The organism is Sphingobacterium spiritivorum, assembly GCF_016724845.1.
In the GTDB taxonomy this organism is placed as follows: domain Bacteria; phylum Bacteroidota; class Bacteroidia; order Sphingobacteriales; family Sphingobacteriaceae; genus Sphingobacterium; species Sphingobacterium spiritivorum_A.
Map to the genome: position 1 here is coordinate 3179776 of NZ_CP068082.1, position 12872 is coordinate 3192647.

The 12872-nt window shown below is 39.3% G+C and carries 12 protein-coding genes; 7 read left to right on the top strand and 5 right to left on the bottom strand.

The genetic code is table 11. The annotated features are described in order from the left end of the window. The first annotated feature begins 42 nt into the window (after positions 1–42). Together atpA and atpG are read left to right on the top strand one after the other, a co-directional pair. Positions 43–1617, top strand: a complete 1575-nt coding sequence (gene atpA / locus I6J03_RS13385) for a F0F1 ATP synthase subunit alpha (protein ID WP_003011810.1) — start codon at positions 43–45, stop codon at positions 1615–1617. A 79-nt stretch (positions 1618–1696) separates the two neighbouring features. Further along, the gene (atpG, locus tag I6J03_RS13390; protein ID WP_003011811.1) at positions 1697–2590 is read left to right on the top strand and encodes an ATP synthase F1 subunit gamma; all 894 of its coding nucleotides are present in this window, start codon (positions 1697–1699) and stop codon (positions 2588–2590) included. A gap of 77 nt (positions 2591–2667) precedes the next feature. Here atpG and I6J03_RS13395 read toward each other — a convergent pair whose 3' ends face one another. After that, positions 2668–3714: a 3-oxoacyl-ACP synthase III family protein gene (locus tag I6J03_RS13395; RefSeq protein ID WP_201693727.1), complete on the bottom strand. Its 1047-nt coding sequence runs from the start codon at positions 3712–3714 to the stop codon at positions 2668–2670. Between the two features lie 69 nt (positions 3715–3783). On the opposite strand from I6J03_RS13395, the gene I6J03_RS13400 reads away from it, so the two are divergent. From I6J03_RS13400 to I6J03_RS13410, 3 genes are all read left to right on the top strand, one after another. Further along, positions 3784–4065 carry an ATP-dependent Clp protease adaptor ClpS gene (locus I6J03_RS13400; RefSeq protein ID WP_003011815.1) on the top strand — a complete coding sequence of 94 codons (282 nt, stop codon included), beginning with the start codon at positions 3784–3786 and terminating at the stop codon, positions 4063–4065. A gap of 108 nt (positions 4066–4173) precedes the next feature. Next, positions 4174–6618, top strand: coding sequence for an outer membrane beta-barrel family protein (locus I6J03_RS13405; protein ID WP_003011816.1), 2445 nt, complete (start codon positions 4174–4176; stop codon positions 6616–6618). 93 nt (positions 6619–6711) lie between these two features. After that, on the top strand, positions 6712–7539 hold the full coding sequence (locus I6J03_RS13410) for a 3-keto-disaccharide hydrolase (RefSeq protein WP_003011818.1): 828 nt from the start codon (positions 6712–6714) through the stop codon (positions 7537–7539). A gap of 296 nt (positions 7540–7835) precedes the next feature. Here the strand turns inward: I6J03_RS13410 and I6J03_RS13415 are convergent, their stop codons facing one another. The 4 genes from I6J03_RS13415 to I6J03_RS13430 form a co-directional block, all read right to left on the bottom strand. Next, the gene (locus tag I6J03_RS13415) at positions 7836–8405 is read right to left on the bottom strand and encodes a hypothetical protein (RefSeq protein WP_003011822.1); all 570 of its coding nucleotides are present in this window, start codon (positions 8403–8405) and stop codon (positions 7836–7838) included. Between the two features lie 243 nt (positions 8406–8648). After that, positions 8649–8774, bottom strand: coding sequence for a hypothetical protein (locus tag I6J03_RS22925; RefSeq protein ID WP_394370149.1), 126 nt, complete (start codon positions 8772–8774; stop codon positions 8649–8651). A 102-nt stretch (positions 8775–8876) separates the two neighbouring features. Next, entirely contained in the window at positions 8877–9575 is a 699-nt protein-coding gene (locus tag I6J03_RS13425) for a hypothetical protein (RefSeq protein WP_003011824.1), read from the bottom strand. Positions 9576–9772: 197 nt separating this feature from the next. Then, positions 9773–10090 (bottom strand): hypothetical protein, encoded by a 318-nt coding sequence (locus tag I6J03_RS13430; RefSeq protein ID WP_201693728.1) that lies wholly within the window; start codon positions 10088–10090, stop codon positions 9773–9775. 247 nt (positions 10091–10337) lie between these two features. Between I6J03_RS13430 and I6J03_RS13435 the strand changes: the two genes are divergently transcribed. Together I6J03_RS13435 and I6J03_RS13440 are read left to right on the top strand one after the other, a co-directional pair. Beyond that, the gene (locus tag I6J03_RS13435) at positions 10338–12215 is read left to right on the top strand and encodes a sensor histidine kinase (protein WP_003011828.1); all 1878 of its coding nucleotides are present in this window, start codon (positions 10338–10340) and stop codon (positions 12213–12215) included. Continuing rightward, complete coding sequence (locus I6J03_RS13440; protein ID WP_003011831.1) at positions 12208–12858, top strand: response regulator transcription factor; 651 nt, start codon at positions 12208–12210, stop codon at positions 12856–12858. The genes I6J03_RS13435 and I6J03_RS13440 overlap by 8 nt, the downstream gene beginning before the upstream one ends. Positions 12859–12872: the final 14 nt, after the last annotated feature.

Consider the following 12872-nt stretch of genomic DNA (forward strand, 5'->3'; position numbering starts at 1 on the left):
TTGATAATAAAACAAAAATAAAAACCCCTTATAAAAATTACAATGATAGAGGTAAGACCAGATGAAGTTTCGGCAATCTTGAGAGAACAATTGTCAGGCTTTAAATCAGAAGCCGAACTCGAAGAAGTGGGTACAGTCCTTACAATAGGTGACGGTATCGCTCGAATCTACGGCTTAACTAAAGTACAGTCAGGAGAGTTGGTAGAGTTTGATAACGGATTACAAGGTATCGTGATGAACCTGGAAGAAGACAACGTAGGTGTTGTACTTTTGGGCTCTTCGGAAGATGTGAAAGAAGGAGATACTGTAAAACGTACCGATCGTATTGCATCCATTCAGGTGGGTGAAGGACTTTTGGGTCGTGTTGTAAATACGTTAGGTCAGCCTATTGATGGTAAGGGACCTGTTGTAGGTGAGACATACGAAATGCCGATCGAGCGTAAAGCTCCCGGTGTAATCTACCGTCAGCCTGTAACGGAGCCATTGCAGACAGGTATCAAAGCTATTGATGCAATGATTCCTATCGGTCGTGGTCAGCGTGAGTTGGTAATCGGTGACCGTCAGACAGGTAAAACTGCGGTGTGTATCGATACCATCCTTAACCAAAAAGAATTTTACGATGCAGGTCAGCCTGTATTTTGTATCTATGTTGCTGTAGGTCAGAAAAATTCTACTGTAGCGAACATCGTTCGTGTACTGGAAGAAAGAGGCGCTATGGCTTATACTGTTATTGTCAATGCTTCTGCTGCAGATCCTGCTCCAATGCAGTTCTACGCACCAATGGCCGGTGCTGCGATCGGAGAGTTTTTCCGTGATACAGGTCGTCCTGCATTGATCGTATATGATGATTTGTCTAAACAAGCGGTAGCTTACCGTGAAGTATCTTTATTACTTCGTCGTCCACCGGGCCGTGAGGCTTACCCTGGAGACGTTTTCTATCTTCACTCCCGTTTATTAGAGCGTGCAGCAAAAATCAACTCTTCAGATGAGATCGCACGTAATATGAATGACCTTCCGGCTTCTATCAAGCATTTGGTAAAAGGTGGTGGTTCACTTACAGCTCTTCCTATTATCGAGACTCAGGCTGGTGACGTATCCGCATACATCCCTACAAACGTAATCTCGATCACTGACGGACAGATCTTCCTGGAGTCTAACTTATTCAACGCTGGTATCCGCCCGGCCATCAACGTAGGTATCTCTGTATCACGTGTAGGTGGTAACGCACAGATCAAATCGATGAAAAAAGTTTCAGGTACCCTGAAATTAGATCAGGCTCAATACCGTGAGTTAGAGGCTTTTGCTAAATTCGGTTCAGATTTAGATGCAGCTACTAAAGCAGTAATTGATAAAGGTGTACGTAACGTTGAAATTTTGAAACAAGGTCAATTCTCTCCAGTACCTGTTGAAAAACAAGTAGCGATTATCTATGCCGGTACAAAAGGTCTTTTCCGTAGCGTACCTGTAAATAAGGTTCGTGCTTTTGAAGAAGACTATTTGACTCAATTGGAACAACGTCATCCGGAAGTATTAGCCGCTTTGAAAGCTGGTAAATTCTCAGATGAATTGACTGATGTGTTAGAAAAAGTTGCTAAAGAATTAGCATCACAATATTAATAAGATATGAGTAACGAGTATTGAGTATAGAGCCTTATACTCAATACGCAATACTCAGTGCTCAAATCTCAATTATAGTATGGCAAATTTAAAAGAAGTAAGAAACCGTATTACATCGGTATCATCGACGCAGCAGATCACAAAGGCCATGAAAATGGTATCAGCCGCTAAATTAAAGCGTGCTACCAATGCTATTGTGCAACTACGTCCGTATGCTACCAAACTAAGAGATATCCTGGCAGATGTATCTGCGAGTGTAGAAGGAAATGATTCTCCTTTTACAAAAGATCGTGAGCCGAATAAAGTGCTTTTGATTGTCGTATCATCTAACAGAGGACTTGCAGGTGCTTTCAATGCGAATGTGATTAAAGCAACTAATAATCTCGTTGCTTCAAAATATGCTGAACAGCTAAGAAAAGGTAATGTAAGTATTATCGCCATAGGTAAAAAGGGAAATGACTTTTACGCTAAGCGCGACGCTTATCATGTGATCGCTAATCACAGTGATCTGTTCACTGACTTAAACTTTGAAAATACGTCAAAGATCACTGAGTTTGTAATGGAGCAATTCAAATTAGGAAACTTTGATCGTGTAGAAGTTATATACAATCAGTTTCGTAATGCTGCAGTACAAGTACTTACTGCAGAACAGATTCTGCCTTTATTACCAAGCGAAGACAGTAAACCAAAAGATAAGCAACCTAAAGAAGTCGATTATATTATCGAGCCTTCTAAAGAAAAGATTATTGAGGAACTGATTCCTAAAGCAATCAAGACACAACTCTATAAAGCGATCCTGGATTCTCATGCTTCTGAACACGGTGCACGTATGACGGCAATGGATAAAGCAACAGAAAATGCAGGAGATCTTTTGAAAGCATTGAAATTGTCTTACAACCAGGCACGTCAGGCTGCTATTACAACAGAACTTACTGAGATCGTTTCAGGTGCTGCTGCACTATCTAACGGATAAACGTAATTTTTATATAAGGAAAAAGGGGAAATCGATAGATTTCCCCTTTTTGTTGTATTAAAGATGCTGATTTCGTCTTACCATCTGATCAATGCTGATCCCCAGGTAAAGCCCGCGCCGAATGCAGCAAGGCAAACCAGATCTCCTTCTTTGATCTTTCCCTCTTCCCAGGCTTCACACAAGGCAATAGGTACTGAAGCGGCAGTCGTATTACCATATTTCTGGATATTATTAAATACCTGATCATCTCTTAGTCCAAGTGTTTTTTGCACATATTGAGAAATTCTCAGATTCGCCTGATGGGGGATGAGCATATCGATGTCAGCGGCAGTGAGGTTATTTTTAGCGAGTGCTTCTCCAATTACTTCCGGAAATTTGACCACTGCTTTTTTGAATACAGCCTGTCCGTCCATATATGCCGAAGTCGAACCATCTTCGAGCATTTCTTTAGTCATGTAGAGTCCGCCGAGTTCCTGATCCGGCCATTGCGGAGGATTCTCCAGCCACTTACCTGCAGAAGCTCCCGGATAATACATCGCCAGTTTCTCTGCATCGGCCCCGTCAGAATGAAGATGAGTGCTTAGGATGCCTTTGCCGGCTTCCTCTGTGGGTTGTAAGACCACAGCTCCCGCTCCGTCTCCGAAGATAACAGATACCGAACGGCTTCTCGTTGCAAAATCCATAGCAAAGGATTGCTTCTCGGAGCCGACAACGAGAATGTTTTTGTACATGCCGGTTTTGATAAACTGGTCAGCCACCGATATAGCATAGATAAAACCCGAACATTGGTTGCGAATATCAAGTGCACCTATTTCTTTCATTCCCATTTCGCGTTGCAGCAGTACACCACAGCCCGGAAAGTAATAATCCGGAGACAGTGTCGCAAAGATCACAAAATCAATTTCCCCGGCAGTCGTATTTGCGCGTTCAATAGCGATTTTAGAAGCTTCGATAGCCATCGTGGTCGTAGTTTCCCCCAACCGGTCGGCATAACGACGTTCCTTGATTCCGGTACGTTCCTGGATCCACTCGTCACTGGTGTCCATAAAACGGGTGAGATCATTATTGGTATACACATTTTTTGGGACGTAATAGCCTATCCCGGCAATTTTGGATTGAAACATATTTCTTTATCTTACAATTTTAAGAACTTCAAAATTACACAATTTTTGAAAATTACTTACTTTTGTATTATGAGTGTACAGACACAAGAGGAAACCTATTCATTAGAGGAGATTTTGGCAGCAGCTAAAAGCTCTAACAGACTTATTCTGTGGAATGATGAGACCAATACTTTTGACCATGTTATTGAATGTTTGATGAAGCATCTTCAATATACCGAAAAACAAGCTGAACAGATCGCCTGGAAAGTACATACTGAAGGGAAATGTGCTATTCTGGAAGGATCGTTTACAGAAATGGAAGTGTACAGAAAGATACTCAAATCTGAAGGACTTACCGTTTCTGTGGAATAAATTTGTCTGTTCAGGTGACTATGAATTCTTCGTAATAATGCGGTTACGAATAAGCGATTACAAGTAAAAAGAAGCATTTTTGCTTTTCCATTTGTAATCATATACAGCATGTCACCGAAAATCTTACTTTATTTTGTATTTACGCTACTACCCATTTTATCATTTGGACAAAATGTTCAGATCAAAGCTATCGTTGTTGATGAAAAGTCTAACGAGCCTATTCTAGGTGCCAGTGCTGCGCTTCTGAAACATTCTTCTCAGGCATATGTCAAAGGACAGCAGTCTGATATTAAAGGTCAGCTTCTTTTCCAGGATGTAGATGCAGGTGTGTATACACTGCGTATTTCCTATATGGGATATACCAACCTGATCCATGAAAATATCGTAGTACAGGCAAATAAAAATGTAGATCTCGGCACTTTGTCAATGCTGGAAGACGGCAAGATGCTGGGTGAAGTACTGGTAGAAGGAAAAGTACCTGCTATGGAAATCGGGATAGACCGTAAGGTCTTTAATGTCGGTCAAAGTCTCGTCAGCGTTGGCGGTACAGCTACAGATCTGCTGGCTAATGTGCCGACCCTGCAGGTAGATATGGATGGGACAGTGAGTTTACGCGGATCCAGCAGTGTACGTATTCTGATCGACGGGAAGGAATCTGCAATGGCAGGAAGCGATATTACAAGTCTGTTGCAATCTCTGCCCGCAAATGCAATTGAAAAAGTAGAGGTCATCACAAATCCATCTTCAAAATACGATGCCGAAGGTCAATCCGGAATCATCAATATTGTTTTGAAAAAAAATGTAAGAACCGGACTCAACGGTACTGTAAATGCTTCTGCAGGTTCCTATAATAACTATATGGCCGGAGCAAGTCTCAACTATAAAGATGAAAAATTCAATTATAGCGGAAGTTATAACTTCAATCGCCGTAATATGGTAGGCGGGGGCCTTACCAATAATACCTATCTTAATAATAACAGCCAGATTAATAATACGGAAGATTCCGAAAGAAAGGGAATCAATAATATGGTGAAACTAGGGGTAGAGTATTCACCAAATGAAAAGACGACCATTGGAATTTCGGGGAATCTGAGTATCCGGGATAATGATCGTCGTAATGATCTGAATTATATGTATTTCAATCATCCGGAGTTGTCCGGTACAAGCTTTAGAGGATCACGTCAGAAAGAAGATGATCTTGGGTATGATCTGAATCTGGATTTTAGCAGAAAACTTGCCAGGGAAGGAGAGGAATTGACGGCTAATTTTATGTACGGCAGAGATACCGAAGACGGAACCAATGATTTTGATCAGACTTTCTCTTCCGGACTTCCTCCGACCAGCAGATTGAATAAGACTTCTGAAGACGGAAAAAACATGAATATTCAGGTGGATTATGTACTTCCGTTTTCAAAGGACAGCAAATTAGAAACAGGATATAAATCTATTATTCGAAAATCATTTGATACCCAGTTTTCCGATACGCTGGACAACGTATCCGGTAATTATTTCCCTGATTACGGTATCAGTAATGATTTTGACCTGACTAATTCTGTGCATGCACTGTACGTAAATTATCAGAATAAGCTGACGGATAAGATTTCGTATCAGATCGGATTGCGTGGAGAGCAGACATATCTGACTTCTACGTACTTTAAGAAGGATCCTTCACTACCGGCAGACGAGATAGAGACAGTTGCCAAACAGGATTATTTCAGACTGTATCCTACTGCTTTTCTTACTTACGCTATAGGAGAGAAGGGAGATAAAATTCAATTCAGTTATTCACGTCGTGTACAACGTCCACGCGGCTGGCAGGTAAATCCCTTTGAGGATGTGTCCGACGATATGAACCGTCGTCAGGGAAACCCTAATTTATTGCCGGAGGATATCCATTCATTTGAAATGAGCTATGCTAAATTCTATGATAAATGGAATATTCTGGCTACAGGATATTACCGTCGTATGAAAGATGTGATGCAACCTTACATTTATGAAGTGGATACACTCTCCAGTGTGACCAGAAGCCGTTGGGAAAATCTGACGAATTCCAGTGTAGCAGGTCTGGAGCTTATCTCTAAAGTAAATGCAACGAATTGGCTGGACTTCACGATTAACGGAAATATGTTCTATAACCGTATAGATGGTAATGCGGACTTTGGAATCAAAGAGAGTGACGGAATCAACTGGAATGCTAACCTGACCTCTAATGTGAAGATACTCTCTACCTTGTCCGGACAGGTTCGGGCGGATTATAATGCTCCAAGATTGCTTGCACAAGGTAAAACAAAGGCTATGACAGGAATAGATGTTGGTCTGAAGCAGGAAGTCTTAAACAAAAAGGGAAGTATTATGTTTAATGTAAGGGACTTATTCAACACCCGTAAATTCGGAGGATATGTCAATACGGCTCAGGTAAATTCATCATTTGAACGCCGATGGATGAAGCGTATGTTTATGTTGTCATTCTCTTACAGGTTCGGAGCGCAGGATTTCGGAAAGAAAAAGCGTCCTGAGAATTCTATCGATATGGAGGGTGGCGAACAATTCTAATACAGATGATAAAAGGAATTAGCAATGTCGTAGTATTCGATTTTTTTTATTAAATTTAATCATCAGTTTGAATCGATTATAAAAAACAATACCATGAAATCAACATTTAATTACCTGTATGCAGGAATGGCTGCGCTAACTTTCTTGTTAGGCTCCGGAGCATTTCAACACGTTCAGGCACAAACAAAAAAAGCAGCGGCAACTTCTTATAAGCTGTTAGATCTTCCAAAAGTAGATATTAAGAAATTCCCGAAAAACAGTAAGGGTGCTTACATCATTTTTGACGGTAAATCTTTAGAGGGATGGAGAGGATATAATAAGGATCATGTGCCAACAAAATGGGGTATTGAAGATGGTACAATCAAATTTACAGCCAAACCTGTAGGCAGTACTGCCGGTGAAGGTGGTGATTTGATCTTTGCTCATGATTTCAAAAACTTTGAACTGGAATTTGAATGGAAAATTTCAGAAGCCGGAAATTCAGGAACATTTTTTCTGGCCAAAGAAATAGAAGGCCAGCCTATCTATATTTCCAGTCCGGAGTATCAGTTGCTGGACAATGAAAACCATCCTGACGCAAAAATGGGTGTTGATGGAAATCGTAAATCAGGATCACTTTATGATATGATTCCTGCAAAACCACAAAACGGTAAACCTGCCGGCCAGTGGAATTTGGCAAAGATTGTAGTTAATAATGGTAAAGTAACGCATTATCAGAACGGTGAAAAAGTAGTGGAATACACACTGTGGACACCTGAATGGATAGCACTGCTAGAGGCAAGTAAGTTCAGCAGTGAAAAATGGCCACTTGCATTTGAATTACTTAGTAAGGTCGGTGGCAAGACCAAATCCGGTGTGATTGGTTTCCAGGACCACGGCAATGATGTATGGCTTAAGAATGTAACGGTAAAAGTGCTGTAAATCCAGAGATATTATATAAAGCAAAAAGCAACGTAGGTGATACGTTGCTTTTTTGCTTTGGTATGAAGTTGCGACAAGATTACCTAAACGTTCTTCTTGTTATAAAATAGTATATTAAAAGCAAGGATTAAAAGTAATAATACAGTAATTCCTCCAGCAATTGTGAAAAGATAATCAACAATGCCCTTGTATAGGTTAATATGGAAAAATCCATTAATCATCAGCAGTATAAACAATATTATGTCTATTATGATAAATGTCAAAACAAGTTTAATGAGTATATGTTTCATGATACTTTATCTAACATTTGTATACGAAATAGTTGCTCCACGACTGTTTCCTTTTATTGACACATTGTAGGATCTAAAATAGTTAGCCGCACTGCTGAGGCTTATAGACTGTGTATAAAAACCTTTAATTGAGAAATCTGGATCAGCATTCCCACTGGCTGTTCCTGATAGTTGAGTATACCTTATATCACCAGCTTGAATTCCCTCATATTCAAGATAAGAAGTGACATTTCTGGTTGGAGATTGTGAATACTCACTATCAAATGAAACAACGATAAAAGCTAAACTAGGAAAACCACGCTCTTTGTAATAATTAGATCTTATTGTGTAATTATAGGTGACCCCTCTGTTTCCGCTCAAGTCATATCGACCATCAATAATTTTTATTGTATAACTTTTATCAAAATAGTCTACTGATGCAAAGCGGGCATTTTCTGATGACAACAATTGGTCTGTGCGGTCCAAATAAGAAATTAGTTCTGAAGAAGTGTTGAATTCCTTTGTGATATCAGCTTTTATATTAGGTGAGGAGGAGGCTAACTTCAAATTATATTTTTTAATAATTTCGCTACTCAATATTTTATCTGTTCCGATGTCTGATACTATTATTTCGTTTTTTTACAACTTAAACAAGTTGTAAGAATTAACATGAGTAATAATATTTTGTTGTTTTTTGCTTTCATTGTTTTTTATTAAAAATAATTATTTTTTTACGAAAAAATGCATTTATTTTTAATAAATTATACTAAAATAAATTTCAGGTTAAAATAAAAGATCATTAAGCATGTTTGCTGCGTATCGCATAATTTAGATAGCGGCCTAGAAATTTCCTCCCCGAAACTGTTGCTTAACTTCAGGATGAAGACGAAAAAACTTTTTGGCTGCAATGCTTTTAACCGCTTGAACAATACATTTAACCAGCAACACAGGCTCACTTTGTATCAAAACATTAGCATGGTTATGATCCGCACCAATCTCCGCGAAAAAAAATTGTAATGCAATTTTTGTCTTTGATAGTTGCCTGGCTGGAGGGAAGGCGTATCTTATCTACTTTTTCTTAATCAATAGGGTGCCGATTGCTTTTCCAAGATTCTCATACATGGCCTGTTTTTTTCTTTGTTGTTCAGCCTGTGCTTCCTCAATTTCGTCTTGTCTGTCCTGTTCGGCCTGTTCTCTCTCTTCCTTCTCCTGTGCCAGTACTGCTGTGGATTTTCTATTTATACTGGCCGCATAGTAGCCTTTTTCACTTGGACTATACTCGCTGTACATATAGATTTCTCCGATCGCATTGCCTGCTAATAATTGGTTCAACGGTAATTTACTGTACACACTTCCTGTACCATTATAGGTGTTGGTAATAATTTTGTCGTAATCATCTTTGTCGGATTGTCGGATAGTCTGCGTGATCCGTACACTTTTATTAAAAGGATAAGTGCTATCAGTGATATCATTGACAAAAGTAAATGTAGTAATAATGTTGCTTGTATATGATTTTTGCTGTTGTTCGGACCATCGGTAATAATCATAAATATACTGAATCGCACTTGCTGAAACTTTTATATTGTAAGTGCTTGATGACCAGTTGTTACCTGAATTTTTGTCTGTCCAGGCGCTCCACCCGCTCCAGGCATTCATACTATTGTCCCATGAATTTGAACAGTCTTTATTAATAAAGTATTCGACTATCTGCGCCTGTGAGCTTAATGCGGACATAGTCAAAAAAAACATAAGTAATATACGTTTCATAATAATCGGATTATAATTGGAGAAAAACGAAAATTATACTTGTTTATTGATCCGCAACGAAAGCTAATAATGCCTGCTTATTAGCCGGACATATTGCGTTCCGTTGCAGAAACCTGGCTTACAGAGGATAGAAATTTTCCGGCAACCTGGTTTGTGAGACAGGTTCACCGGAAACAAGCTATTCGGCATGCCTAAGATCAATTATTGCATGTCGTTACATCATAATTGATCGCACCTGTCAATGTTATTTTTTTTACGATAGCCGTATTTTCTATTTCTGTTTTTAATGCCTTTTTTGCCTCTGCATTATCATCATACATACAGTCTATGGCTACATTAATAGTTTCTATATCACCAACCTTTCTTCCTTGTGTGCTTTCATAGGTTGTTACATAGGTTACTTTTCCGCTAGCGCTGGCTGTTCCGCCATACTTCTTGCCTGAACGTACCACGAACCCCATTAGGACAGTCGTGATTAATGTTAAAGCCAATAGCATCATCATGTTTTTTTTCATCGTGGTATAGTATTTATCTGACCTACTCTGTTCAATATCCGATTTTCGGTGTACTCGTTTGTAGTTATGAAAAAGTACAGTATATGTTTATGATATAATCAGGTTGCTGTCCTTATATTCAGCTACTTAACAAATTTACCTGCTGTGTAAGGAAATTTTATATACCGAGTAGTAGGTATATTTATATATCTAATATTAGTACTATATTTATAACACCAATATTAATTAGCCTTTTTTATAAACAGCCATGAAGAGTTTTCTGTTGTTCTGGATATGTATCCTTTGCGGATGGTCTGGACTTGCTCAAGGCAGAGGGCCTATATTGATCGACAGTGCAGAACGTTTTAATATCAGCAATCACGGTTTTTTTTATGAAGACAGAATGCTTACAGCGACCATTGATACCCTGATACGCCTTAAGAATCAACACAGGCTGGATCCGCTTACACCTCATAAGACCTTTAATAAAGGGTTTAGTGAAAGTTACTGGTGGATTGTATTTGATGTTCATAATATTCTTAATGAAACAGTTCATCTTTTTTTTAATGAGCGGAGTAACAGTATCAATCGTCTTCAGCTATTCAAGGTGGACAGTACCGGAAGAGTAAGTGCAACAGGTTTGACAGGAGATCATTTCAAATTTAGCAGCAGGCAGGTAGAATACCACAATTATTTATTCCCCGTAAAACTAAAAGCTAATGAAAAGGCAACATTTTTTCTGTGGGCAGATAAAAGAGGTCAGAATATGACCATGCCTCTCGGTCTGGCTAAGGATGTAAGTTTGATGAGGGAAGAAATTCCTTTTTACACTGCATTCGGGATCTTTGTCGGTATCTACCTGTTTGCAATCGTCTTTAATCTTTTTCTCTATATTTCTCTCAGAGACAGTATTCATATCTATTATGCGCTTTATGTCATTTGCGTACTGATCTTCAATCTGGAGGATGAAGGTCTGGGATTTCAGTGGTTATATCGTAACCTGCCTTATTTGCAGGATTATCTGCGTAGTTTTATTGCTTATGCCAGTTCGGCTTTGCTGGTTCATATCATGTTACTTTTTATTCATCAGACCAGAGACAACAGCAGGTGGTACCCCATCCTCAATGGCTATAAGTGGTTTTGTGCCCTTTTGATGCTTTTGCCGGCTTATCTTTTTTTTGACAGCAGCCTGTGGATGGAAAAGCTCAATTTTTATACAGCCAATATTGTTGCGCTGCTGACTGTACTCATTCTGATTGTGAATACGATTGAACGCATTATCAGCGGATACAGACTGGCCTGGTATTATCTGGCTTCCATGTTGATACTGTTACTGGGTATCTTAAATTATGTGTTCAATATTCTGGGGATTACAAGCTTCTATTTGTTCAATACTACGGGCCTGGTAATAGGTCTTACTGTGGAGATTGTTTTTCTATCATTTGCTTTGACTCAGCGCTATAATTTTCTGAAAAAGGAGACCAGGATCCTGCAGCAGGAAAAGGCAAAACTGGAGATTGCTCTTGTCGATGATGTTTTTGCCGTTCAGGAGAAAGAGCGTATCCGCCTGGCAAGAGATCTGCATGATGATCTTGGGGGTACATTATCAGCTATTAAACTAAATGTTACGGCCTTCAAGGCTAATATTGTAAAATCACCGGATGAGATTCATGCATTTTATCAGCAGACGATTCGTATGATTGAAACAGCATGTGAGAGTTTAAGAGAAATATCCCATAACCTGATGCCCAAAACACTGGATGAGAAAGGCCTTACACATACGCTGTCAGAACAGCTTACTGAGCTTAATCAGTCTGGTCATATTACTTTTGAGTTTGTACATGAAATCGGAAGAGCCATATTGCCGGAGACGGAACTAACGCTATATCGCATTATGAAAGAGCTGATAAATAATGTGGTCAGACATTCTGCCGCAACAAAAGCATCTCTGCAGATTATTTCTACAGATGAACATATCATCGTGATGTGTGAGGATAATGGTACAGGATTCGATACCGGATCTACTCCTGCAGGTATTGGTCTCAGTAATATAAGGTTAAGAATAAATCACCTTAACGGGACGCTTAACCTGGAAAGTAATGAAAAGGGGACAAGCATTAGTATATTTATACCTCATTATGAATAAGGTTCAGGAACATAGTATCACTATTATGATCGCTGATGATCATCTGCTGTTCATGGAAGGGTTATGCGGTCTCTTACGCAGTCAGCCGGATTTCAGCGTTATTGCAAAGGCTACAAACGGCAAAGGTACCTTACATGTCTTGAATAAGCAGCAACCTGATCTTTTGATACTGGATCTCAATATGCCGGGTATGGATGGCGAAACCATAGCTGTCAAAGTTCATGAACAATATCCCTGCATTAAAATTCTGGTACTGTCGATGTACAGTAGCCCTGCTCTTCGGCGAAAATTAAAAGAAATCGGAGTTCATGGCTATCTTCCGAAGGATACCAGTACAAAACTGCTGTTTGATACTATCCGGGAGATCTGTAACGGTAAACCTTGTTTCGGGTCTGTATCCAATAATAATGAAGAGAATAAATTTTTGAGCAGTGATGTCTTTTTAAAGAAATACAAACTTACTTCCAGAGAACTGGAGATACTAAGGCTAATCGGTCAAAACTTTACCTCACAGCAGATCGCCGAAAAACTCTTTATCAGTATGTTTACTGTCGATACGCATCGTAAGAATATGATCTATAAACTTAAAGTGGATAAAAAGAACGGCTTATTTCAGTTTGCAATGTCGCATAATCTGAGTTAAATCAGGGGCTATTG